The sequence below is a fragment of the Erythrobacter sp. JB1-15 genome, from assembly GCF_057365035.1.
The window spans coordinates 2,132,895-2,157,206 of the sequence record NZ_CP200295.1 but is presented as its reverse complement, the minus strand read 5'-3'; the positions used below and the strand labels follow the sequence as shown (position 1 = coordinate 2,157,206).

The following is a 24,312-nucleotide window of genomic DNA, read 5'->3' as shown; positions in this document are numbered from 1 at the left end:
GCCTGTTTCCCCTATCTCAGTTTCAGCGTGGCAAGGCCGATCAGCGCCAGGATGATGGCAACGATCCAGAACCGGATCACGACTTTGCTCTCGCTCCAGCCCAATTGTTCGAAATGGTGGTGAATGGGGGCCATGCGAAACACGCGCTTGCCCGTCCGTTTGAACCAGAATACCTGAATGATGACGCTCAAGGCTTCGAACACGAACAAGCCGCCAACGATGGCCAATACGACTTCGTGATGCGCAGCAACCGCGATTGCGCCCAATGCCCCGCCCAATGCGAGCGAGCCTGTATCGCCCATAAAGACCGCAGCAGGCGGCGCGTTGAACCATAGGAAGGCCAGCCCCCCGCCCATGATCGCCGCGCAGAATATTGCCAGCTCGCCAGCGCCCGGCACATGCGGGATGCCCAGATATTCCGAGAAATCCGCTCGGCCCACCAGATAAGCGATGATGGCAAAGGTGCCCGCCGCAATGATTACCGGCATAATCGCCAGACCATCCAGCCCGTCTGTCAGGTTCACCGCATTGCCAGCGCCCACCATAACAAAGGTGGCAAAGACATAATAGAACGGCCCCAAGGGTATCTCTACGTCGGAGAAAAACGGGATATACAAATTGGTGTTGATCTGGCTGACGATGATGTAACTCGCCACCCCTGCCACTGCGAATTCCAGCAGCAGGCGCACTTTGCCCGATAGCCCTGCATGGCTGTTCTTGGTGACTTTGTCGTAATCATCAAGAAAGCCGATCAGGCCGAAACCCAGCGTCACGGCAAGGCAGGCCCATACAAACGGGCTGCGCAAATCCATCCAAAGCAGCAAGGACAATGACAGCGCGACCAGGATCATCAGCCCGCCCATGGTCGGCGTGCCAACCTTGGCCAGATGCGATTGCGGGCCATCTTCGCGGATCGGCTGGCCCTTGCCCTGACGCACGCGCAGCATGTTGATGAATTTGGGGCCAATGACCAGACCGATCAAAAGCGCTGTCATCAACGTCGCGCCGGTGCGGAACGTCTGGTATCTGATCAGATTGAAGAGCCCTTCATAGCCCAGCCATTCGGCAAGTAGGTAAAGCATTCAGATCCCTCGGCGCCCGCTCATGAAAGCGCGCTTGTAAAATGTGACACCAATCGGCCAAGGCCCATAAAGTTTGATCCCTTAACCAGAACGGCATCGCCATTGGTCAGGCCAAATTCGGTCAATTCGGCAATGGCTTCATCGGCATCATTGCAATGCGTGAAGGAGGGCGCAAAGCCAAGTTGGCCGCTCTCTCGTTTCCCCAATTGCGCCGCGAGCGCGCGCATTCCCTCGCCCACCAGAATAACATGGTCGATTTTGGCATCCGCGAGTGGCTCTGCCAGCTTGCGGTGGAAACTGTCGGCAAAATCGCCCAGCTCGCCCATTGTGCCAAGCACCGCGATGCGGCGAGCGGCCGGCGTCTGGCCAAGGCTTGCCAGCGTTGCGCGCATGCTGGTGGGATTGGCATTGTAGCTTTCATCGACAAGCAAAGCCTTGCCGCCGCTTGCCGCGATCTGAAACCGCGCGCCGCGTCCTTTCAATCCGCCCATTTCTGCCATGGCCAGCCCCGCGCCCGACAGATCGCCGCCCGCTGCCCGGATCGCGGCCATCACGCCCAGCGAATTGCCGATCCAGTGCTCGCCCGGCTCTGCGATGGTGTAGCACAGACGCGTCTCGCCTAGGTCGGCGGTAATCAGCGCGCCGCCATGGTCCTGCGGGATCGCGTCCAGCAAGCGCACATCGGCCCCTTCGCTGCGGCCAAAGGTTACGATGTTCACGCCTGCCCCGCGCGCATGGCCGATAAGACGCTGCGTCATATCACTGTCAGCCGGGATGATCGCAGTGCCGCCTTCGATAAGGCCCGTAAAAATCTGCGCCTTTTCATCGGCAATCGCTTCGATGCTGCCAAGGTTTTCAATATGGGCAGGCGCAATAGTCGTAATCAGCGCCACATGCGGGCGCACATGATCGGCCAAAGGCGCGATTTCGCCTGCGTGGTTCATGCCCATTTCAAATACACCAAATTTCGCGCGCGCGGGCATTCGCGCAAGGCTGAGCGGCACGCCAACATGATTGTTGTAACTGCGCACAGAGCGATGGGCCGCGCCTCGGCTTGCTCTATCAAGACTTGTGAAGATCGCTTCTTTAACGCCTGTTTTGCCGACCGATCCGGTCACTGCAATGCGCACCGCTTCGCTGCGATCGCGCGCGGCATGGGCCAGCGCATGAAGCGCCTTGGTGGTATCGCCCACCAGCACGTGCGGGAAATCAACCGGGCGATCCGTGATCGCTGCGACGGCACCTTTGGCGAAAGCTTGCGGCAGGAACCGGTGCCCGTCCATCGCATCGCCTTTCAGCGCGACAAACACATCGCCCGGTTTGACATCGCGGCTGTCCATTTCAACGCCCGCGGCCTGAAAAGCGTGACTAGCGGTGCCGCCTGTCGCTGCTTCAATCGCTGCTGCATCCCACAAAGCCATCGGCAGCGCGTCACGGGCATCAACCGGCCATTCGCGCAACCATTTGTGGATGGAGGGGTTAATCGCATTCATTGGAGCTGCTCCCCGCCATTTGCCGCGCATTCACGCGCCACCTGAACATCATCAAAGGCAAGCACTCGCATAGTGTTTCCTGACCCTATTATCTGGCCTTGTTCGTGGCCTTTGCCCGCAACCAGCACGATATCATGCGCGCCCGCATCCGCGATGGCAGCGCCAATGGCTGCGCGCCTGTCGCCGATGTCGCGGGTGTTGGCACAGGCGCTGTTTGCACCTTCCAGAATTTGCGCGCGGATCAAAGATGGGTCTTCGCCGCGCGGATTGTCATCCGTAACAATAGCCATATCAGCAAGGCGCGCTGCAACGTCGCCCATCGGCGCGCGCTTACCGCTATCGCGGTCTCCGCCTGCGCCAAAAACCACAATCAGACGGCCGCCTTTGTCCGCGTCGACATGCGGGCGCAATGCGGCAATCGCGGCTTCCAAAGCATCGGGTGTGTGCGCGTAATCGACATAAACGGGCGCGCCGCTGCGCGTTATGACAGCGCGTTCCAGCCGCCCTCTGACAGGCTGAAGCCGCGACAGCGCATCAAAAACCTGCCCCGCATCAGACCCCGTCGCCAAAGCCAGCCCGGCAGCGCACAACGCATTGGCCGATTGATAAGCGCCGATAAGCGGCAATTTAACAATGCGCTGTTCGCCTGCATATTCAAGCGTCAATGTCTGGCCCAGCTGAGTTGCGGACCGGTGGACGAGGCGGAGGAAAGTATCACGCTTGTGCCCAGATGGGCCCTCCGCCTCGCCGACGATAAGCACTTTGGCAACACTTTTCAGTCCATGCTCAATCGCCTGTTCGGTCCATTCATCGCTGGATTTGTCGCGCCAGATCACGATCCGCCCATCCGGTTCGATCACTTCATCAAACAGCCGCATCTTGGCGGCAAAATAATCCTCCATCGTGCCGTGATAATCGAGGTGATCGCGGCTGAAATTGGTGAACGCACATGCGCTTACCCGCACACCTTCATTGCGGTATTGGGACAGGCCATGGCTGGATGCTTCATAGGCAACATGAGGTCACCCCTTCACGCGCCAAACCGCTCATATTGCTAAGAAATGTTACGATATCAGGCGTGGTAAGACCGGTTGAAACGCTTTCATCCGGCGTGGTCACACCCAACGTGCCAATGCTGGCCGCACGCTCGCCGCACATACGCCAGATTTGCCGGGTCATTTCGGCGGTGGAAGTTTTGCCATTGGTGCCCGTCACTGCGACAACCGTTTCAGGCACAGGGCTGAAAAAGCCGCGCGCCAAATGCGCAAAGGTCTGCCGCGGCTCTTTGCTTGGCACATGCAGGGCATTTGCCACTTGCGCCTCGGGCCGGGCAACCACAGCGATAGCGCCCGCTTCAACCGCGTCGCTGATCACCTCTTCGGCATTGAAAGTCGCGCCGCGAAACGCGCCGAAGACGGTGCCGGGGGCAACCTTGCGGTGATCGATGGCAAAACCTGTCACGCGCGCATCACCTGCGCGCGCGCGTTCAAGTCCCATGTCCAGCCCAGCCTGATCCATCAGCGCCGCCAGCTTCATTTGCGCCCCTCCACCAGATAGCGAAGGTCAGAAATATCAACATCGCGCCGATTGTCGGGCCGCACGCCCAGAATGGGCGCGATCCGAGGCACCAAGCGCCCAACGATAGGCGCAGCGTTAAATGCGGCGGTGCGCTGGTAAGAACTCGCCGCCGTGCCGCGCGGTTCATCCAGCACAATCACGATCACATAGCGCGGCTGATCCATTGGGAAGGCCGCAGCGAATGAGGAAACGAGCGAGGTTTTCCGGTAGCCGCCTTTGCTCGCCTTTTCCGCAGAGCCCGTTTTGCCCCCGACCCGGTATCCGGGCGCATCGGCATTGCGGCCTGTGCCGTACATCGAAATCATACGCAGCAATTGCCGCATGCGCGATGAGGTAGAAGATTTGAACACTCGCCGCCCGCGCGGCACATCTTCGGGCGCAAGCTTGTGCAAAGTCGCAGGCCGCCAGATGCCGCCATTCACCATCGCTGCATAAGCATTGGCAAGGTGCAGCGGTGTCACAGCAAGGCCGTGGCCATAGCTGACCGTCATATTGGTCAGCTTGCTCCATTTGCCGCGCGGCCAGATCGGCTGACCTTTGGCGGGCAATTCAATGTGAGGACGCTGATCCATGCCCAGATCAATCATCGATTGGCGCAGCTTTTCAGGACCAAGCGTGTTTGCAACGCGCGCGGTGACTGTGTTCGACGAATAGACGAGCGCTTGCGGCACATTCAGCGCCGCGCCTTTGGGCTTCAAATCGCGTATCTTACGCCCCGACATTTCCACTGTTGAGGCATCCCAGGCCTTGCCCATATTGCGCACCACCCCTGCATCAATGGCAGCCGCGATGCTGACGGGTTTGAATGTCGAACCCAGCTCGTAAACCTGATTGGTGACGCGGTTCATCATATTGGCCTGACCTTCCGCATCAATCCGGTTGGGATCGAAATCAGGCAAGGAGGCAAGCGCCATGACCTCGCCTGTATCAACATCAAGGATAATGCCTGCCGCGCCCAGCGCATTGGTCGCGAGCATGCCGCGCCGCAATTCATCTTCAAGCGCCCCTTGCGCGCGCACATCAATCGACAGCGCGGTGGGCTGATCGCGAAGATCGGGATCGGACAATTGCTCGTTCAGCACCTGCTCCATCCCCAGACGCCCGGTATCATCCGATGCGACATAGCCCAGCACATGCGATGCCAGCGACCCTTGCGGATAATGGCGATCGGTTTCGCGCGGGATTTGCAGCGCGATCTCGCCCAGGGAATACACTTTGTTCGCATCTTCCGGCAGGACGCGGCGGCGCAGATATCCCGCTTTGCCAGATGCAAGGCGGCGCGCGGTGCGGCGTTCGTTTATGGCCGGGAAAATCGCTTTCAAAGATGCAGCGATGTCGTCAGGCTCTCCCACCAAAGGCGCACCTTCATCGCCCATCGCCTTGGGATCAAACCACAAGGCATAGGCGGGAAAGGCACGGGCCAGCGGCTTGCCATTGCGGTCCGTGATCTCGCCGCGCGCAGGCAGCAATTGTTCAGCCAGGCTTGATTGCACCGGCGTGTGACCAGCAAAGCCAAGATAAGCGATCCGCAGCAAAGCCGCCGCCGCCACCATCGTGAACACAATTGCGATCCACAAAACGCGCCACCGCGCCGTCAACAAGGAACGATAACGCAGATGCACCAATTGGATGCGGCCCGCCTCAATCGCTGGACGGGGCGCTGCAAAAGCGCTCATTCGGCGACCTCACGCGAAAGGGCGCCGTCATCAATCAGCGGGGTTTGCGCATTGGCGGCGCGGATGGGGGAAGCTTCGATCAGGAAATTGCCAAAGGCTTCAGTAAAAGCTGCGCCCGGATCGGCGCTCGCCACATTTGCCGAGGCAAAAGTGATCGGCTCGCCCGAAACGGGCGATACCATCTGAGCGGTTTCGCTTGGCCGCGCATCGCCGCTCTCACCCAGATCGGCGCGGGCTACGCGCACGGGGCTTGGCGCTTCGGGACCGGCGGGTTGACCCAGGCTTGCCAATTGGCGCTGGTGATCGAAATATTGATCTGCGCGCGGCGCTTCATAACCAAATTCAATCCGGTTCCAATTGGCAAGCTGGCGCTGACTGGCGCGCGCTTGCAATTCGGTTTCCAGCATCAAGGTTTGCCGCTCGAGCGCGACAATCTTGCGTTCGGCCAGTAGCACCGCACTCTTTTCAGCCATCGCGCTGATCGAAAGCAGAGCAAACAGCCCCACACACATAGCCAAAGCTGCAACCCAGCCAATTTGGCGTTTTCTTGCATCGGTGACGATCATGCGGCGGCTCCTTGTGGGAGGTTTGCGGGGGCGGCGGTGCGAATGGCGGTGCGAAGGATGGAGGAACGTGCGCGCGGATTGCGCTCCAGCTCTGCCTCACTCGCGCGGATCGCTTTGGATAGCTTTGCGAAAGTTGGCGGCGGTCCGGGCACTTCGCCGGGCAAATGGCGCGACACCGCCCGGCCTGCACCCGATGATTCGCGCAGGAACCGTTTGACGATCCTGTCTTCAAGGCTGTGAAAGCTCACAACAGCCAGAACCCCGCCCTCTTTAAGCAAAGCCTGCGCTGCAAGAAGCCCTGCGCGAAGTTCGCCCAGCTCATCATTCACATGTATGCGAACGGCCTGAAAACTGCGCGTGGCGGGGTCTTTCTTGTCATGCGGCTTATACCCCAAAGCGCGGCGGACCACGCGGGCAAGATCGCCGGTGGTCTCTAACGGGCGCGCTGCCACAATCGCGCGGGCGACGCGGCGCGACTGGCGCTCTTCGCCGTAATCATAAAGGACATCGGCAATCGCGGCTTCATCGGCGCTGTTGAGGAAATCCGCTGCACTTTCGCCCTGCTGGCTCATCCGCATATCGAGCGGGCCGTCTGATTGAAACGAAAAGCCGCGCTCTGACTGGTCGAGCTGCATGGAAGACACGCCGATATCCATCACCACGGCATCGACCGCCTGCACCCCTGCATCCGCCAATTCCGCCTGCATGTCGGAAAAACGGTGGGGGTGCAGCGACAATTGACCGCCTGCGCTCGCCGCCATGCCCGCCCCATCGCGAATGGCATTGGGATCGCGGTCAAATGCGTAAACGCGCGCACCCTTATCGAGCAGCGCCGCGCTGTATCCGCCTGCACCAAAGGTCGCATCCACCACGGCCATGCCGGGCACTGGCGCAATGGCCGCGATCACTTCATCAAGCAGGACAGGGATGTGGAGCGCGCTCATTTCTTTGCGCCCTTGGCTTTTGCTTTGGCCGCAGCCTCGCTCAATTGCTTGCGGCAGGCGGCTTGCGCTCCCTTGAAATCAGGCCCCATTTTGGCGAGCTCTTCGGGGTTCCAGATGAGAAAGAAGTCGCCTGCCCCCTGGAAAAACAGCCCATCTTCGATCTTGCCCAGATCCCGAATGTAATCAGGCATCACAAAGCGGCCGCTGTCATCAAACGGGAGCTGTTCAAACCCGAACAATTGCTGCGCGCGCGTGTCGTAATCAAATTCGGCATTGTTCATGCGAATGGCGCGCTCTTGCTCATCGTCGAGCTTTTGCTGAAGTTTTTCAATGCGTGAGACACCAAACCCGATAAGGCAATCGAGCTTGTCATGAGCAGCAATGCACAGCGTCTTGGCCCCGCCGGAGCTTTCCTTCAGCTCTTTGCGCAAAGCCGGCGGCAGCACAAAACGGCCCTTATCGCCTGCTGGCGAAAAAGCGTTACCGCTATATGCTCCCAAACCCGACACCTGAACAATTCCCCGTATACCCTTGTGCGGCCCCACCTTTTGCCGCATTCACCTCACCGCGACACACCTTCCCCGCTGCCGCCCCCGCGCGAACGGAGGCAGCGCGCCAATCCATAGAGGCGGCGCGAGGCAAACAGATGTGTTTGATGGAACCCGGTAATATCCGGGAACTAGGCGGGTGAAAAGGGGTTTTCGCGGGAAATCACGGGATTAGATGGTAAATATTTGATTTACCTATATTTCATCTTGTGAGTAATTGGTGATGAATCCCCCAATCACCCGGACATTCCCTTAATTTCCCCACAAAACGATCTGATTTCGCGAGAAATTTGGCTCCGAGTCCCGGCTGCTACATGGCCGCAGCAGGCATTTCCCGCAATTTCCCCAAATTGGATCATTGAACGCTCGCAAAAGCATATCGTAGCACTGCCGTCATGGCTTCAAGGTTTTCGCCTGCCAGGTCGCGCTGTTCGAAAACGGCCGCATCGCCAAACAAGGTGACTTGCCCTTCGCCGACTTTGCATTGTGCAAGATATTCCTTGCCAGTCAACGCGCATCTTGCCGCATCAGGATCGGTGATCCGCCATTTCCAGCCTGTATCAATCGGGATAAGCGTGCGCCCCAGAACGATCTGGTCCGCGCCCACTCCCCCTGCCTCGTCATCGCCCGGACCAGCGCCCCCGTCTTCTGGCGGAGAATACACCACTTCCAGCCCCCACCGCGTAACAACCGGCGGGATCGCATACAGCATGCTGTCAATCGGCCTCACCGGATCGCCAAGCGGCGCATCATAATGCCCCGTTAGCAGCGGATCGAGCGCAATCAGAGCATGCCCGCCTGCCCGCACCCAATCATCCAGCGCAACATTGTCAGAAGGGGTCAAAGCGCGCGGCTGAATGATGGCAATCCGGTCAAGCGAAGCGAGCGGGTCCATTTTGGGCGATGCATCATCAAGGCTCGGCACCGGCGTCAGCGTATCAAGCGGCACCAGATCATAACAGGCAGACAGCGCGCTAAATTGCCAGGATTGCGCGCTTTGGCCGCTGGCCACATCTTCTATGTTTGCATCAATCGACCAGAATACAGGCAGGCTTGTGGTCAGACCAAGAGAGCCAGCGTCGCCTGCAGCTTCGCCTGCATTCTCGCACTCTACCGCCTCTGGCATCGCCGCTTGTGCAGCACTTTCGGCGTGATCGTGCGAATGATCGCCGCTTTGCGAACAGGCGGTGAGCGCGCCCAGAAAAACGGTTGCCAGAATTGATTGCGCGTTCGGGTAAGGGGCGAAGCGGCTGCTCGCCCAGCGGCTTTGGCTAAGGCGCATCAACCGGATCAGTGTCAGCAGTATCAGGAACCACGCCATCTTCGGCAAAGATTGGTTCTTTAAGGGCAGGCTCTTCGGCCGGCTCTTCGGGATCAGCCGGAATATCGGGCACGATGCCTGCATCGGCCAGCGGATCGACCTGCGCGGGTGCTTCTGTGGGTTCGGTTGTGGGCGCGGCGTCGGGCACGGCGGCTTGCTCTGCCAATTCGGCTTGCGTGCCGATAATGCTGGCCAGCCCAACCAGAAGGATCATGGTGCAAATGCCCAGCAGCCCTGCGCGCAAACGCTGAGCCGCTTCATCGCGGGTGCCGCCAAGGGGCATGGAATGAGGCGCGTCGCCGCTCATGCCAGCGGCCTCTAACTCCGCCTCATTAATGTCAGCTAAAGCGCTGCCAAACAGTCTGCGTCCTGCCATGTCCCGTGCCTAGCGCGCCATTCCCGGCTTGTCGATCCACTTGGGTCTAAGATAGCTCTAAGCCGGTGCTGTTTGAACAAGCCAATCGAATACAGGCAGGCCTTTTGCCGCCAGCCATTCAGCATTGTACAGCGTCGACAGATAGCGAAAGCCGGAATCGCACAAAATGGTCGCAACCTGCGGGTTCTCAGCGCCTTCGCTCACCAATTGCTGCCCCAGCGCAATCGCGCCTGCCACATTGATTCCGCTCGACAAGCCAAGGCAAAGCCCTTCTTCGCGCAGAAGCTTTTCCACCCAGATCAGGCCTTCTTCGTCAGAGATGCGGAACTGCGTGTCGATGGGCGCGTCTTCCAGATTGGCAGTGATGCGTCCCTGCCCGATCCCTTCGGCAACTGATGATCCTTCGCTTTTCAGCTCACCATGGGCGTAATAATTATACAGCGCCGCGCCGTGCGGATCGGTCAGAGCGATGCGGATATCGGGGTTCTTCTCTTTCAGCCCCATGCCAACGCCTGCAATCGTGCCGCCCGTGCCCGCCGCGCAGGTAAAGCCGTGCAGGTTTCCGCCCGTTTGCTCCCACAATTCGCGCGACGTGCCTTCGATATGGGCGCGGCGATTGGCGACATTGTCGAACTGCCCTGCCCAAACCGCGCCCTCATTCTCCTCCGCCATGCGGCGCGAGACGTGCTGGAAATGCGCAGGGTCTGCATATTTGGTGGGCGGGACCAGAACCAGCTCAGCGCCAAGCGCGCGCAAAGTGTCCATTTTTTCTTTGGATTGATTGTCAGGCATGACGATGATCGTCTTATAGCCAAGCGCATTGGCAACCAGCGCAATGCCAATGCCGGTATTGCCCGCCGTCCCTTCGATCACTGTCCCGCCCGGCTTCAGATCTCCGCGCGCTTCTGCATCGCGGATCATGTAAAGCGCCGCGCGGTCTTTCACGCTGGAGCCGGGATTGGCAAATTCGCACTTGCCCCAAATATCGCAGCCCGCAGCCTTGCTCGGCCCTTCGAGCCGGACAAGCGGGGTGTTTCCAATCAGGCTGAGCGTATCGACGTAAGGTTGAGTTATGTTCATGCCGAACGATTTAGTCGCTGGAACGCGCGCCAGCAAACAAGTTTAATCTTCAGCGGTGATAGTCACTTTCATGCCCGAAAGCTCATCGGTCAGCGGCACCTGGCACGAGAGGCGCGAGGTTTCGTTGCGATGATCGGAGGATTCCAAGAGGTCATCCTCGTCCTCGCTCATTTCCGGCAGTTTGTCGGCAAAAGCGGGATCGACATAGACATGGCACGTCGCGCAAGAACAGCATCCGCCGCACAAAGCCAGCAGTTCATCAAAGCCATTGTCGCGAATGGCCTCCATGACAGTAAGGCCGCTTTCGACCTCAATTTCGCTTGTTTCCCCTTCGCGATTGGTGACGACCAGCTTGGGCATGGGCTTTCAAAGTCCTTTTCGAAACGATTGAGCGCAAGGGTGCGCCCTTGGAATAATGCGCTGCTCAGCTAGGGAGTTCCTTGCAAATTGGCAAGTTAGAGGAATTGAGAGTGGGCCTGACCGCACAAATTATCAAAGCCGAAATGGATGCGCTTGCTGCCCAAGATACCCGCATTGGCGAGGAGTTGGCGCGGATTGGATACCCGGAACCGCGATTGCGGCCGCGCGGATACAAAACTCTGCTGCGCACCATTGTCGGCCAGCAAGTCTCGGTCGCCGCTGCCAGCTCGATGTGGAACAAGTTGGAAGCAGAATTGGGCGCGGATTTCACTCCGTCCTGCTTGCTCAAACGCGATTTCGATACATTGAGAGCCTGCGGGCTTTCCCGCCAGAAACAAGGCTATGCGCGGTCCTTGTGCGAACTGGTCGAAGCGGGCGCGCTCGATTTTGACGCGATGCCCGAAGACGATGAAGAGGCCACCCAAACCCTGACCCAGATCAAAGGGATCGGGCAATGGTCGGCGGAGATTTATCTGCTGTTTGCAGAAGGGCGCACCGACATCTGGCCGGCTGGCGACCTTGCCGTGCAGGAAGGCGTTAAGCGCCTGCTGGACCTTGAAGAACGCCCCAACGAAAAAGAATGCCGCGCGCACGGCGAACAATGGCGCCCGCACAGGGGCGCAATGGCGATCTTTACCTGGCATTTTTATGCCAACCCTGCCCTGTGAAGCAGCGTAACGCGCCCGACCAACGGCATATCCGCTCGACCAAGCGCGCTTGCGATGGGGCATCAAAATTGTATTACTGGGGCAATACACTGGCTGCCCGATTTCTGGGGCCTGTGTTCACATCTTGAATAAAAGGGGCCCCCCGCCAATGTTCAGTCTTTCACACCCTGCGCGCCTGTTTGTCACCGCTGCCACTGCCTGCGCGCTTACCGTGCCAAGCGTCGTATCAGCCGACAGCCATGCGCAATCCGAAACCGGAGCATCGATGACCCATTCCCAAGCCGCCGCCCCCTTGATCCCGCGCGATGCGCTGTTTGGCAATCCCACCAAAGCGCAAGGGCGATTGAGCCCGGATGGCACCATGCTGAGCTGGCTTGCTCCCAAGGACGGCATTCTCAACATCTGGGTTGCGCCGCGCGATAATATGGCCGCTGCCAAAGCGATCACCAGTTCAACAGACCGCCCGATCCGCGATCATTTCTGGGCTCCCGATGGGAAAAGCGTCGGCTACATTCAGGACAAGGGAGGCGATGAAAACTTCCTCCTGTATAAAATCGATATCGCCAGCGGCGAAGAAACCTTGATGACCCCGTTTGAAAACACGCGGGTTCAAATCGTCGGCGCGTCCGAAACGATCAAGGACAAGATCCTGATCGGGGTCAACAATCGCAATCCGCAATTCCATGATATCCACCTGCTCGATATCAACACCGGCGAATTGGAGCTGGTCTATCAAAATGACAGCTATGCCGGGTTTATGGCTGATGACACGCTAACTTTGCGCATGGCGTTTCGCCAGAATGCCGAAGGCGGGACGGATTACTTCAATGTCGCAGATGGAAAGGTGGAGGAAGCCCCGTTTGAAACCACCGCGATGGAGGATCTCGCTGACGACATCGCCAGCAGGCTACACAACCGATGGATCGGTCCTCTATTGGCTCGACAGCCGGGGTCGCAACACCGCTGCCTTGTTTGCACAGGACACCGCAACCGGCGAAAAGACCATGATTGCCGAAGATGACAAGGCCGATCTGGGCGGCACAATCCGCGATCCCAAAACCGGCGTGGTCGAAGCCTATTCGGTGAATTACCTCAAAAACACCTGGACCGCGATTGACGATGATATCGGCGCGGCTCTGGCATTCCTTGATGGCGAATTGGAAGGCGATTTCGGCATTTCCAGCCGCACTGATGACGATCAGACATGGATCGTTTGGAACGACCCGCTGACAGCGCCATCGCAAACCTTCATCTATGACCGGGCGGCCGGCACGCTCACCCCGTTTTACACCACAAGGCCAGAGCTTGAAGGCGCACCATTGCAGCCCATGCACCCGGTTGAGATTGCCAGCCGTGATGGGCTGACCCTGCCCTCTTATCTGACCCTGCCGCCGGGCAGCGACAGCGACGGTGATGGCCGTCCTGATAAAGCCGTACCGATGGTTCTGCTGGTTCATGGCGGCCCGTGGGCGCGCGATGATTACGGCTTTTCCAGCGGCGTCCAATGGCTCGCCAACAGAGGGTATGCGGTGCTGCAAACCAATTTCCGCGGCTCGACCGGCTTTGGCAAAGACTTCCTCAATGCAGGCAACAAGCAATGGGGCCTAAAAATGCATGATGACCTCATTGATGCGACCGATTGGGCCATTGCAGAAGGGATCACGAGCCCTGATCAGGTTGCGATCATGGGCGGTTCTTACGGCGGTTATGCGACGCTTGCCGGGCTTACCTTTACGCCTGAAAAGTTCGCCTGCGGGGTTGATATTGTCGGCCCGTCGAACCTTGAAACGCTGCTTGGCACCATTCCGCCTTATTGGGCGCCGCTGGTGAAGATTTTCCATGAACGCATGGGCGATCCGAACACCGAAGAAGGCCTCGCTCTGCTCAAAGCGGCCAGCCCGCTTTACAAGGCGGATGAAATCACCAAGCCGCTGCTTATCCTGCAAGGCGCCAACGATCCGCGCGTCAAGCAATCGGAAAGCGACCAGATCGTAGGCGCAATGAAAGAGGCAGGCGTGCCTGTCACCTATGTGCTGTACCCGGATGAAGGCCACGGTTTTGCCAAGCCGGTGAACAACATCGCCTATACCGCGATCACTGAAAACTTCCTCGCCAGCTGCCTTGGCGGACGGGCAGAACCCATCGGCGACACGGTGGCCGATTCCAGTGCCGAAATCCTTGAGGGAGCAGAGCACGTCCAAGGCCTTACAGAGGCTCTGGGCGGTTAAGCGCTCTTAAAATAATTCGCGCTGACAATGATGTCAGTTGCTGACAAGGTACGCGCGCATGGCTAGAGCTTTGCGCGCGTACTTTATTGGGGAGAGGGATCATATGAGCGCGACTAACCAGCGCCGAGCAATTTTCATCAGCGGCGGAGCATCGGGCATTGGCCGAGCCATCGCGCAGCATTTTGCCGAGCGCGGCTGGTTCGTTGGGATCGGCGATGTGAATGAAGCCGGGATGGAGGACACGCTCGGCCTGATTGAGGGGGGCTTTAAATACATGCACATCCTTGATGTGCGTGACCGGGATGAATGGGACAACGCCTTGCAAGCTTTCAGCGTGGCAGCCGGCGGTCGGGTGGACGTGGTTGTCAACAATGCCGGTATCGGCACTGGCGGGCCAATCCACGAATTGGGCAAGGATGAGATTGACCGCTGCGTCGATATCAACATTCGCGGCGTGCTGTATGGCGCGCAGGCGGCCTATGCGCATCTGTTCAAAACCGCGCCGGGGTCTTGTCTTGTCAATATTGCAAGTGCCGCAGGCATTGTGGGCGGCACGGGAATGAGCGTTTACAGCGCCAGCAAATTTGCAGTGCGCGGCATTGCCGAAAGTCTGGATGCGGAATGGGCGCCCGATGGCATCAAATCCTGTTCGATCTGCCCCAGCTTTATTGAAACGCCCCTTCTCGAAGGGACAGGGCATCGAAAATCCAACGAATCCGTGCGCAGCCGGGTTCAATCTGCCGGATTGGAGATTACACCGGTAAGCGAAGTCGCCGCGACCGTGTGGGATGCGGTTCACGGCGAAGACCTGCATTATCTGGTCGGCAAGACAGCCCGGAAAATCAACTTTGCCAAAAAATGGATGCCGGGCCGCGTGCGCAAACAGCAGCGCGACAGCGCCAGCCTGCTGGGCCGTTAGGAAGGCAAGCCCGCGCTTTCCTACACAGGCCCGCGCAGATTATAAGCGGCGCGGCTCTTTGACATTGTGGCGGTATGGGATGCGGTTTTTTGGTTGATCGCGAGGCGTTCAGGGCGGCAAATCCAAAAGGTTACACTTGGGCTCACCCGAAATTCAAAATGCACCCGGTTTTTCAGGTGTTTGCGGCGACGACCAAATTTTGCAAAAACCCCCGTGAGCGTAACAGGTCTCCCCGGTTGCAGGCCGGTTCAGGCGAGCTTTGCGATGGCTTTCACCATATTGACATCGCGCTGTGACACGCCGCCTGCATCATGGGTGGTGAGAGTGATCTCAACCTTGGCATAGACGTTGAACCATTCAGGGTGATGATCCTGCGCCTCTGCCAACAGCGCAACGCGGCTCATAAAGCCCCAGGCTTGCGAGAAATCATCAAACTGGAATGTGCGGGTAATCGCTTTGCCTTCGCGAGCGTCTTCCCATTCGGGATTGTCAGCCAAAAGGCGCGCCCGTTCCTCAGGCGTGAGTTCGGCTACAGATACCATGGCAGATTGCTCCTGTGAGTGCGTGTGTGCGTGGTTGTGTGCGAGCGGGGTTAGCAGCGGTTGTTTGCAGGCCCGCTTTTGCCTAACGCGCATAGCGATGCAAGTGTCTTTGCCACCATCCCTCACCGCGCATGCCCTCGCCTGTCGGCGCGGGGATCGCTTGCTGTTCCGCGCGCTGGCGATGGACCTGCGCGCAGGCGATGTGCTCCATGTGACCGGAGCCAATGGCACGGGCAAGACGACATTGATGCGCGCTTTGGCAGGGCTGCTTACCCCTTTTGCAGGCCATGTCGAAAACGAAGGCGCGATCGGGCTGCTGGATGATCGCCCCGCGCTTGAGCCTGAATTGCCCTTGGGTAAAGCGCTCGCCTTTTGGCAAAAGGTGGATGGCTGCCTGGACCCGGTGGCAGCGATTGAAACGCTGGGGCTGGAGGCTTTGTTGGAAGTCCCGGTGCAATACCTGTCAACCGGGCAGACCAAGCGGGCAGCCCTTGCCAGCCTGGTCAATCGCGCGGTTCCGATCTGGCTGCTGGACGAACCGCTGAGCGGGCTTGATACAGCCGCGATTGCGCAGGTCACGGCGTTGATTGAAAACCATGCGGCACATGGCGGCATTGCAGTGATCGCCTCGCATCAGGAACTTGCGATTGGCGCCCTGCAAACCCTCGCGATAGAGGATTTCGCGCCGTGATCGCAGCCTTGCTCAAACGCGACCTTGCCCAATTCTTGCCCTTTGCAGGCAGCGGGGCGGCGCTTCCAGTGGTGTTCTTCCTGGCCGTCGCGATGCTTTACCCCTTTGCGGTCGGACCAGATGGTGATTTGCTTGCCCAGACAGGCGGCGGGGTTGTGTGGATCGCGGCGCTTCTCGCGGCAATTCTGCCCGTTGAACGATTGGTGCGCGCCGATATAGAACGCGGCGTTTTTGACCAATTGCGCCTGCGCGGTATGGCTGAAGAGACGATAATGGCAGTGCGCCTTTTGGCCCATTGGATGAGCTTTGGCCCGCCATTGGTGCTCGCCGCTTTCCCCGCTTCTGCGCTGCTGGGGCTGGATGGGGCTACCTTGCATCTGGTTCTCATCGGCTTGCTCGCGGGCACTCCGGGGCTTGCAGCCATCGGATTGATGATCGCGGCCCTGACTGCCAGCCTGCGCGCGGGCGCGGCGTTATCGGGCTTGCTGCTGATCCCGCTGGCATTGCCGATCCTGATCTTTGGCGCAGGCGCGCTCGCACGGCAGGATGTCGCAAGCTTGGGTTTCGCAGGCGCGGTCTCGCTTGGCCTGGTTGCTATAACCCCCTTCGCAGCAGGCGCCGCAATCAGAGCCGCGAGAGAAGCCTGACATGCGCGCGCCAGAAAGACATCGCCGGGCCAATATCCTGATGAGCCAGATCGCAGCCACGCTGCTGGTGTTCACGATCACTGCATTCGCTGTGAAAGCCATCGTCCATCCCGAAGTGCAGGCGCGTTATATCCCTATCGTCATTCTGCACGGGGTCCTTATGCTGACATGGCTTGCGCTGCTCGTGATCCAGCCGATGCTGGTTTTGACCAAGCGGATGCGGTGGCACCGCGGGCTTGGCAGCGCATCAATTGCTCTGGTCGGCGCGATGGCTGCGTCAGGTGCGATTATCGCGGTCAACATTGGTAGGGAGTTGGACCGGCCCGAAGTCACCGTGGTAAACATCGCCGCCTTTGTGACCTTTCTGCCGCTCTATTTCGTGGCGGTGAATTACGCTCGCGCAAAGAAAACGCACCAACACCGACAAGCTATGCTGATCGCAACGTTGGCACTCATGACACCCGCCTATGCGCGGGTGGTGCAAGTGCTGGATCTGCCAGACCCTGTCGCGATTGGTGTGCAAATGCCGATCACAATCGCCATTGCATGCGGGTATGACTGGCTGGTCAAAGGCCACATAACGCGCGAAGTTATCGCAATGCTCGCGTTCTCGGTGGCCGTGATCGCCGTGATGGTGGCGGTGCTGGCGATTTGGTTCTTGTGAGCCGTCAATAAGGCGGCTTGTCGCGTCCCGTCGGGCTTTTGGTGAATATCTCATTCCCGTCTTCGGTGATCGCCAGCGAATGTTCGAACTGAGCCGATAAGGATTTATCACGGGTCACCGCAGTCCAGCCATCGCTCAAAACTTTGGCCCATGGTTTGCCGAGATTGATCATCGGTTCAATCGTGAAGAACATGCCCGGTTTAAGCTCTGGCCCCGTGCCCGCTTTGGATGCGTGCACCACTTCGGGCGCATCGTGGAACAGGCGGCCCAAACCGTGCCCGCAAAATTCGCGCACCACTCCGTAGCGGAACTGCTTGGCATGCGCTTCAATCGCTGCGCCAATATCGCCAAGCCGCGCGCCGGGCTTGGCCGCCTCGATCCCCAGCATCAGGCATTCATAGGTCACGTCAACCAGCCGCTTGGCCTTGATCGAGGGTTCGCCAGCAAAAAACATCCGGCTGGTGTCGCCATGCCAGCCATCCAGCAGGCTGGTCACATCGACATTCAGAATATCGCCTTCTTTCAGGACTTTGTCAGACGGAATACCATGGCAGATCACATGGTTGATCGAAATGCAGCTCGAATGGGCATAGCCGCGATAGCCAAGCGTTGCAGGAACAGCGCCTGCATCCATCATCATTTCGCGCACGCGGGTATCGATGCTTTCGGTGGTCACGCCGGGCTGCACCCAGTCGGCAACTTCATCAAGAATGCGCGCGGACAATTGGCCAGCGCGGCGCATGCCTTCAAAACCTTCTTGCGTGTGCAGTTTGATCGTGCCGTCACGGTAGACGGTGTCGGTGTTTTCTACGAGCTGATATTCTTGCATGCCCACCACATAGCGATGCGTTTGCCAAAATGCGAGAGTTACGGCGCTGCCGCGAACGCTGCACGAAATTCGGGTTTGACTGCGCTCAAAATCGCCTCGGTCACAGGCAAGGTCATCTGATAAGACCCTTCTACATAGGGGCCGGCCACGTAGGGGGCTGCTAGGAACTCGATCCGGTCAAGCTTTTCGCCGCCATAAGACGATACAGAAACCACCATTCTGTCAACGCTGGGGCAGTCGGTGAACTTGCTGCCCTGTGCCGGGTCCAGCCCGCGCCGCTTGCTGCGCTGGGTGTGAAGCGCGGCGCAATAATCACCATAGGCAACATTCTCGAGCGCGGTGGGATCGACAAACATTTCAATTGGGCGAAGCGCTGCTTGCTCCTGCTTGTCCCATAACAGCGCATCAAAACTGGAATTGCCATGCGCCCCGCCTGAATAGAAGTAACGCTCTTGCCCAAGAGAGAGAAACCGCTGCGTATCCGCCATTACTTCCCAGTCTTCAGAATAGGACCGCGAAACGCAGGTGACACAGTCCGAGCCTGCAAATTCCTTGACCGCTTCCTCCCATTCGCTTTTTTGCGCCGCCAAAGTTTTCGCGCGCTGTTCGCTCAGCACCGCGATCAAACCGGGAAAGTCTTCTGCCTCACGTGGCCACTGCGATACAAATTCGCGCCGGGCTTCGCCTGAGATTTCAACGTCAGAAAATTCAAAATCGCTGATATTGCCGGCGCTGTGCGGGGGCATCTGTTCAACCGAGGCGGGATCAGCCAAGGCCGCGCCCGCGCCCGCGCCCGCGCCCATCAAACCCAAACCAAGGCATAGTCCACCCAATAATCCTGCGCGTTTCATCCAAAGCCTTTCACATTTCCAAGTGGCGCGATCAAATTGCCGCGTGACAAGCGGTAAACCTGCACTAATTACAACAATATGACCGATACAGCCGATCTGATCCAACCCGATCGCGGACAAGACGCGACGTCCATTACTCTGACCTGTAAAGATGATTGTGAGGCTCTCCTCAAATCACTGTCTGCGGGCCAGAGAGCTCAGCTTACCGCGCAAAAGTTTGATGGATCACCTGGCCAGGTCGCCATTGTGGGCGATGGGGACGGTTTTTTTGCCGTCGGAGGCGTGGCAAAACCCGATGATCTCTCGCCATTTTGCCTCGCTGCTTTGGCCGATCGCCTGCCCGAAGGCACTTACCGGCTTAAAGACATCGATCCCGGCGCGGCGATGTTCGGCTGGATCACAGCACATTATCGTTTCACCCGGTACCGCGAAGAGGACCACCCAACGGGCAACCGCGTGCTTTTAACAAGCCAGGTTGGCCAGATCGATGCGATCCGGGCCGAGGCTGATGCGGAAATGCTGGTCCGTGATCTCGTCAACACCCCTGCCGAAGATATGGGGCCAGCCGCGTTGGAGGCGGAATGCGAAAAGCTGGCAAGTGCGCATGGCGCTGAACTGAAAACCACCAAAGGCGATGCCTTGGAGCAGGGTTTCCCTATGGTGCACGCAGTGGGCCGGGCCGCTGCCCGCCATCACGCGCCGCGCCTGTTGCACCTTTGCTGGGGTTCCCCAAAGGATCCTGTGCTGGCGATTGTCGGCAAAGGGGTGTGCTTTGATTCCGGCGGGCTCGATATCAAGCCTGCGGCCGGAATGCGTCTGATGAAAAAGGATATGGGCGGCGCTGCCCATGCGATTGCGCTGGCAGGTTTGATTATGGGCGCGGGGCTGAAAGTGCGGCTCCACCTGTTCGTGCCAGCGGTCGAAAACGCCATTTCAGGCCCCGCATTTCGCCCCGGTGACGTGCTGGACAGCCGCAAGGGGCTGTCGGTGGAAATCCACAATACCGATGCCGAAGGGCGGTTGATCCTGGGCGATGCTCTGACCCGCGCGAGCGAGGAAAACCCCGATCTGGTGATCGACTTTGCAACTTTGACAGGCGCTGCACGGGTCGCCCTGGGGCCCGATTACGCCGCGATGATGGCGCGCCGCAATGACACTGCGAATGCTCTGACAGAAGCCGGCAAAGCGCACGGGGATGAACCCTGGCGGCTACCCCTACCCGATGCGTATCGCGAATATTTGCGGTCCGACATCGCTGATATCGTCAATGCGCATTCAAACCCTTATGCAGGCGCGAGCGTTGCAGGACTGTTCCTCGACAGATTTGTGTCCGAAGGCACCGATTGGGTGCATTTTGACACCTTTGCCTGGCGACCCTTTGCCAAGCCTGGCCGTTCCAAAGGCGGCACCGCATATGGCCTGCGGGCAAGCTGGCATATGCTGCAAGCACGTTATGGCTGAAATAGCCATGCCCTTGCTCGCCAGCGTACCTGCCGCTAAGCGCGGTCATGTGCGGGGGCATAAGGAATGAACGAGCAATGGGCAGCGCACGCAGCCAGATGCCAAAATACGAAGTGCCAAATGGGGTGATTGGTCTGAATGGGCCGGTTGAAAAGCCTGCGCCGGGCACCCTGCCCCTGCGCGGCGACCTTGCTCATATGGCTCTGGCCGGCGAACATCTTGCTGCGCATTATGTGATCCCAAACAGCCGGATAATTGGCAAGAATGGCGCAGAATTGCTCCTGCTGCCCAGTGTGGACGCGCAGATTGTTGCTAAAGCCCAGCCGGATAGCACGATCGAAGTGCTCGACACCGAAGGCGACTGGGTATGGGCCTGCATGGGGCCAAAGGGGCCGAGCGGATATTGCCTGAAAGCAGCGCTTGCCCCCCGTTCTGACGCAAGCTAGCGCGCAGTCTTTATGGCAACACGCATTTTCATAGATGGCGCAGCGGGCACAACGGGCCTCGAAATACGCGAACGCCTGGCACAGCGCAGCGAATTTGAGCTGCTGGTGCTTGACGATGCGCAGCGCAAGGATTTGGCCGCGAGAAAAGACGCGCTGCATTCAGCCGACATCGCGGTCCTGTGCCTGCCCGATGATGCCGCGCGCGAAGCCGTCAGGCTGGCGGACGGGTCAGGCACGAGGATTATCGATGCATCATCCGCGCACCGGGTGGCAGATGGCTGGACCTACGGCTTTCCCGAGCTGACTGGCCGCGACAAGATCGCGAATGCCTCGCTCCTCTCTAATCCCGGATGCTATCCCACGGGCTTTCTCGCTCTTGTTGCGCCCTTGGTTCGCAGCGGCCTTCTGCCCGCTGATTGGCCCTACACCGTCAACGCGGTGAGCGGATATTCAGGCGGCGGGAATGCGCTGATTGATCGTTTCGCAAACGAGCCTGACATCGCTTTTCGCGCCTACGGCCTCAATCTTGCGCACAAACATCGCCCCGAAATGAAACTGCACGCTGGACTTAGGTACGAAGTGCTGTTTGCCCCAGCCGTAGTGCCCGCATTTCGCGGTATGTTGGTCGAAGTGCCGCTGCATTTGGGCGCGACGGCAACCAATCCATCTGCTGATGATCTTAAGGCGGCTTTGCAGCAGCACTATGCCGGCTCGAAAGTGGTCAATGTCAGCGATAAAGTGCCGTCCGAATTGCTCCTCAATGAAAATGCGCAAGGCTCAGATGGCATGACGCTGTTCGTTTGCGGCAACGAAGGCGGCTGGAATGTACGCCTGATCGCCCGTCTCGACAATCTTGGCAAAGGCGCATCGGGCGCGGCAATCCAGAACCTCAACATCATGTGCGGCCTGCCCGAAACCACTGGGTTACGGCTCTGACAGACTCGTCCGCGGAGTGCCTCTTGCACAAATTTTAAGCACACATCGCCTGCTTGATGAGCAGTGTTGCTTCCTGCGTCACAATGTTGCTATTTCGCTGGCTGCATCAAGCGATTCCTTGCGCGATTTTGGGCATGGAAAAGGGGGTGCAAGGACCGGATCTTATGAAACGGCACAATTGGCCGGTTTGGCATGATTCTTGGTTAAGAGAGCGTGACAAACCGACCGGTCAAACACCGGCAAGCCTGCTGTCCCACAAGCAGGCCAACAGGCGGGGATCCAAGTGAAGAAGATCGAAGCGATCATCAAACCTTTCAAACTCGACGAGGTGAAGGAAGCGCTGCACGAAATCGGCGTGTCCGGCATCACCGTCACCGAAGCGCGCGGGTTTGGCCGGCAAAAAGGCCACACCGAGCTTTACCGCGGGGCCGAATATGTCGTCGATTTCCTTCCCAAAGTGAAACTCGAAGTGGTTGTCGACGATGACCAGGCCGAACGCGTCATCGAAGCGGTTGCAGGCGCTGCGCAAACGGGCCGCATTGGCGATGGCAAAATCTTTGTCACCCCGATTGAAACCGCATTGCGCATTCGCACAGGCGAAACCGGTGAGGACGCAATTTAGAATACCAATATCCCGCCTGTCCTTCGGGCCGGGCAAACCTCTCAAACCATCTACCAGCTGGAGAATACAATAATGGCTAGCGCAAAAGACGTTGTGAAACAGATCAAAGACGAAGAAATTGAATGGGTTGATCTGCGTTTCACCGACCCCAAAGGCAAATGGCAGCACCTTACCATGGCTGCCAGCGCCATGGACGAAGATGCGCTGGAAGATGGCCTGATGTTTGACGGCTCCTCTATCGAAGGGTGGAAAGCTATCAACGAATCCGACATGATCCTGAAACCGGATCTGAACGCGGTCTATCCTGATCCTTTCTCGGCAACGCCAATGATCTCGATCTTCTGCGATATCGTCGAACCATCCGACGGTCAGCTTTACGCCCGCGATCCTCGCTCAACCGCGAAACGCGCTGAGGCTTTCCTTAAATCCACTGGCATTGGCGACACTGTCTTTGTCGGGCCAGAGCCTGAGTTTTTCATGTTCGATGATGTCCGCTTCGAAGATGGCTATGCCGGCAGCGGCTTTGCGATTGACGATGTGGAATTGCCCACCAACACCGGCAAAGAATACGAAATGGGCAATATGGGCCACCGCCCCCGTGCAACGGGCGGCTATTTCCCCGTCGCGCCCGTTGACAGCGCCACCGATATTCGCGGCGAAATGGTTGCGACCATGATGGAAATGGGCCTCGACATGGACAAGCACCACCACGAAGTGGCCGCTGCGCAGCATGAACTTGGTATTACCTTCTCAACCCTCACCAAAACGGCTGACCAGGTGCAGGTCTATAAATATGTCGTCCAGCAGGTTGCCCACGCTTACGGCAAAACGGCGACTTTCATGCCAAAGCCGATCAAGGACGATAACGGATCGGGCATGCACACCCATATGTCGATCTGGAAAGATGGCAATCCGACTTTCGCTGGCGATGAATATGCCGGACTTTCGGAAACATGCCTGCATTACATTGGCGGCGTCATTAAACACGCCAAGGCGCTGAATGCTTTCACCAACCCGACCACCAACAGCTATAAGCGGTTGGTCCCAGGCTTTGAAGCGCCCGTGCTGCTCGCTTATTCGGCGCGCAATCGGTCAGCGTCATGCCGCATTCCCTATGGTGCGGGTGATAAGGCAAAGCGGGTCGAGTTTCGCTTCCCCGATGCGCTTGCTAACCCATATCTGTCCTTTGCTGCATTGCTGATGGCAGGCATCGACGGGATCGAGAACAAGATCCACCCAGGCGAGGCAATGGACAAAAACCTTTACGATCTGCCGCCAGCTGAGCTTTCGCAAGTTCCCACCGTATGCGGATCGCTGCGCGAGGCTCTTGAAGCGTTGGAGCAGGATCACGAATTTCTGCTGAAAGGCGATGTGTTCTCAATGGATCAGATCGAAGCCTATGCAGAGCTCAAGTGGGAGCAGGTGATGCGGATGGAAACAACGCCGTGCCCGGTTGAGTTCGATATGTATTACAGCGCGTAATTCTTGGCGCATCAGGGGGCGAGGCCTTCTTTTGCGACAGTGAATTCCCAAACTGAGACACAAACAGGCCGCTCGGTGCAAACCGGGCGGTCTTTTTGTTGCGCAATTGACACGCAATTTGCCTGTGTCTTCGCCGCAACATGTGAAACCATTTTCCTACACTGCAAGAATCTGCCTAATAGGTCGGCCTCACCTGCTTTGTTGTGTCTGTGACAGGCCTTGTGACCCCGGCTTGATCCAAA

At 58.5% G+C, this 24,312-nt stretch carries 25 protein-coding genes and 1 pseudogene; 12 read left to right on the top strand and 14 right to left on the bottom strand.

Going from position 1 to position 24,312, the window contains the following annotated elements; translation table 11 throughout:
• Positions 1-11: 11 nt before the first annotated feature.
• From mraY to AC0V6L_RS10295, 11 genes and pseudogenes are all read right to left on the bottom strand, one after another.
• Positions 12-1,082, bottom strand: a complete 1,071-nt coding sequence (mraY, locus tag AC0V6L_RS10345; RefSeq protein WP_486154186.1) for a phospho-N-acetylmuramoyl-pentapeptide-transferase — start codon at positions 1,080-1,082, stop codon at positions 12-14.
• 20 nt (positions 1,083-1,102) lie between these two features.
• The gene (locus tag AC0V6L_RS10340; protein ID WP_486154184.1) at positions 1,103-2,575 is read right to left on the bottom strand and encodes a UDP-N-acetylmuramoyl-tripeptide--D-alanyl-D-alanine ligase; all 1,473 of its coding nucleotides are present in this window, start codon (positions 2,573-2,575) and stop codon (positions 1,103-1,105) included.
• Positions 2,572-4,111: pseudogene (locus AC0V6L_RS10335) on the bottom strand (UDP-N-acetylmuramoyl-L-alanyl-D-glutamate--2,6-diaminopimelate ligase). Before AC0V6L_RS10335 ends, AC0V6L_RS10340 begins: the two are co-directional and overlap by 4 nt.
• On the bottom strand, positions 4,108-5,829 hold the full coding sequence (locus tag AC0V6L_RS10330) for a peptidoglycan D,D-transpeptidase FtsI family protein (RefSeq protein ID WP_486154182.1): 1,722 nt from the start codon (positions 5,827-5,829) through the stop codon (positions 4,108-4,110). Before AC0V6L_RS10330 ends, AC0V6L_RS10335 begins: the two are co-directional and overlap by 4 nt.
• Positions 5,826-6,395, bottom strand: coding sequence for a hypothetical protein (locus tag AC0V6L_RS10325; protein WP_486154180.1), 570 nt, complete (start codon positions 6,393-6,395; stop codon positions 5,826-5,828). The genes AC0V6L_RS10330 and AC0V6L_RS10325 overlap by 4 nt, the downstream gene beginning before the upstream one ends.
• Entirely contained in the window at positions 6,392-7,339 is a 948-nt protein-coding gene (rsmH, locus tag AC0V6L_RS10320) for a 16S rRNA (cytosine(1402)-N(4))-methyltransferase RsmH (RefSeq protein WP_486154178.1), read from the bottom strand. Before rsmH ends, AC0V6L_RS10325 begins: the two co-directional genes overlap by 4 nt.
• Positions 7,336-7,848 (bottom strand): division/cell wall cluster transcriptional repressor MraZ, encoded by a 513-nt coding sequence (locus AC0V6L_RS10315; protein WP_486150468.1) that lies wholly within the window; start codon positions 7,846-7,848, stop codon positions 7,336-7,338. Before AC0V6L_RS10315 ends, rsmH begins: the two co-directional genes overlap by 4 nt.
• Before the next feature lie 394 nt (positions 7,849-8,242).
• Positions 8,243-9,208 (bottom strand): hypothetical protein, encoded by a 966-nt coding sequence (locus AC0V6L_RS10310; RefSeq protein ID WP_486155108.1) that lies wholly within the window; start codon positions 9,206-9,208, stop codon positions 8,243-8,245.
• Entirely contained in the window at positions 9,159-9,584 is a 426-nt protein-coding gene (locus tag AC0V6L_RS10305) for a hypothetical protein (RefSeq protein ID WP_486154177.1), read from the bottom strand. The genes AC0V6L_RS10310 and AC0V6L_RS10305 overlap by 50 nt, the downstream gene beginning before the upstream one ends.
• Positions 9,585-9,641: 57 nt before the next feature.
• Positions 9,642-10,664, bottom strand: a complete 1,023-nt coding sequence (locus AC0V6L_RS10300; protein ID WP_486154175.1) for a cysteine synthase A — start codon at positions 10,662-10,664, stop codon at positions 9,642-9,644.
• Between the two features lie 42 nt (positions 10,665-10,706).
• Positions 10,707-11,024 carry a 2Fe-2S iron-sulfur cluster-binding protein gene (locus tag AC0V6L_RS10295; protein WP_486150460.1) on the bottom strand — a complete coding sequence of 106 codons (318 nt, stop codon included), beginning with the start codon at positions 11,022-11,024 and terminating at the stop codon, positions 10,707-10,709.
• 110 nt (positions 11,025-11,134) lie between these two features.
• On the opposite strand from AC0V6L_RS10295, the gene AC0V6L_RS10290 reads away from it, so the two are divergent.
• From AC0V6L_RS10290 to AC0V6L_RS10275, 4 genes are all read left to right on the top strand, one after another.
• On the top strand, positions 11,135-11,752 hold the full coding sequence (locus AC0V6L_RS10290; protein WP_486155107.1) for a DNA-3-methyladenine glycosylase family protein: 618 nt from the start codon (positions 11,135-11,137) through the stop codon (positions 11,750-11,752).
• 148 nt (positions 11,753-11,900) lie between these two features.
• Entirely contained in the window at positions 11,901-12,773 is an 873-nt protein-coding gene (locus tag AC0V6L_RS10285; RefSeq protein ID WP_486154173.1) for a TolB family protein, read from the top strand.
• Complete coding sequence (locus tag AC0V6L_RS10280; RefSeq protein ID WP_486155106.1) at positions 12,757-13,980, top strand: alpha/beta hydrolase family protein; 1,224 nt, start codon at positions 12,757-12,759, stop codon at positions 13,978-13,980. The genes AC0V6L_RS10285 and AC0V6L_RS10280 overlap by 17 nt, the downstream gene beginning before the upstream one ends.
• A 103-nt stretch (positions 13,981-14,083) precedes the next feature.
• On the top strand, positions 14,084-14,899 hold the full coding sequence (locus AC0V6L_RS10275; RefSeq protein ID WP_486154171.1) for an SDR family oxidoreductase: 816 nt from the start codon (positions 14,084-14,086) through the stop codon (positions 14,897-14,899).
• 248 nt (positions 14,900-15,147) lie between these two features.
• On the opposite strand, the gene AC0V6L_RS10270 is transcribed toward AC0V6L_RS10275, so the two are convergent.
• Positions 15,148-15,441, bottom strand: a complete 294-nt coding sequence (locus AC0V6L_RS10270) for a 4a-hydroxytetrahydrobiopterin dehydratase (RefSeq protein WP_486154169.1) — start codon at positions 15,439-15,441, stop codon at positions 15,148-15,150.
• A 97-nt stretch (positions 15,442-15,538) separates the two neighbouring features.
• On the opposite strand from AC0V6L_RS10270, the gene ccmA reads away from it, so the two are divergent.
• Genes ccmA through AC0V6L_RS10255 form a run of 3 tightly spaced genes read left to right on the top strand, consistent with a single transcriptional unit; the run spans position 15,539 to position 17,443 of the window.
• On the top strand, positions 15,539-16,132 hold the full coding sequence (gene ccmA / locus AC0V6L_RS10265; protein WP_486154168.1) for a heme ABC exporter ATP-binding protein CcmA: 594 nt from the start codon (positions 15,539-15,541) through the stop codon (positions 16,130-16,132).
• Positions 16,129-16,779 (top strand): heme exporter protein CcmB, encoded by a 651-nt coding sequence (locus tag AC0V6L_RS10260; protein ID WP_486154166.1) that lies wholly within the window; start codon positions 16,129-16,131, stop codon positions 16,777-16,779. The genes ccmA and AC0V6L_RS10260 overlap by 4 nt, the downstream gene beginning before the upstream one ends.
• Position 16,780: 1 nt before the next feature.
• A complete protein-coding gene (locus AC0V6L_RS10255; RefSeq protein WP_486154164.1) occupies positions 16,781-17,443 on the top strand; it encodes a hypothetical protein in 663 nt (220 codons plus the stop codon).
• A 4-nt stretch (positions 17,444-17,447) separates the two neighbouring features.
• On the opposite strand, the gene map is transcribed toward AC0V6L_RS10255, so the two are convergent.
• Entirely contained in the window at positions 17,448-18,272 is an 825-nt protein-coding gene (gene map, locus AC0V6L_RS10250; RefSeq protein WP_486155105.1) for a type I methionyl aminopeptidase, read from the bottom strand.
• A 38-nt stretch (positions 18,273-18,310) separates the two neighbouring features.
• Entirely contained in the window at positions 18,311-19,123 is an 813-nt protein-coding gene (locus AC0V6L_RS10245) for a PdaC/SigV domain-containing protein (protein WP_486154162.1), read from the bottom strand.
• Positions 19,124-19,201: 78 nt separating this feature from the next.
• Here AC0V6L_RS10245 and AC0V6L_RS10240 point away from each other — a divergent pair, with 78 nt between their 5' ends.
• From AC0V6L_RS10240 to glnA, 5 genes are all read left to right on the top strand, one after another.
• Positions 19,202-20,584, top strand: coding sequence for a leucyl aminopeptidase family protein (locus AC0V6L_RS10240; RefSeq protein ID WP_486154160.1), 1,383 nt, complete (start codon positions 19,202-19,204; stop codon positions 20,582-20,584).
• A gap of 77 nt (positions 20,585-20,661) precedes the next feature.
• Complete coding sequence (locus tag AC0V6L_RS10235; RefSeq protein WP_486154158.1) at positions 20,662-21,030, top strand: hypothetical protein; 369 nt, start codon at positions 20,662-20,664, stop codon at positions 21,028-21,030.
• Between the two features lie 12 nt (positions 21,031-21,042).
• Complete coding sequence (argC, locus tag AC0V6L_RS10230; RefSeq protein ID WP_486154156.1) at positions 21,043-21,966, top strand: N-acetyl-gamma-glutamyl-phosphate reductase; 924 nt, start codon at positions 21,043-21,045, stop codon at positions 21,964-21,966.
• Positions 21,967-22,249: 283 nt separating this feature from the next.
• Complete coding sequence (locus tag AC0V6L_RS10225; RefSeq protein WP_486154154.1) at positions 22,250-22,588, top strand: P-II family nitrogen regulator; 339 nt, start codon at positions 22,250-22,252, stop codon at positions 22,586-22,588.
• A 72-nt stretch (positions 22,589-22,660) separates the two neighbouring features.
• Positions 22,661-24,070, top strand: coding sequence for a type I glutamate--ammonia ligase (glnA, locus tag AC0V6L_RS10220; RefSeq protein ID WP_486154152.1), 1,410 nt, complete (start codon positions 22,661-22,663; stop codon positions 24,068-24,070).
• The last annotated feature ends 242 nt before the right edge of the window (positions 24,071-24,312 follow it).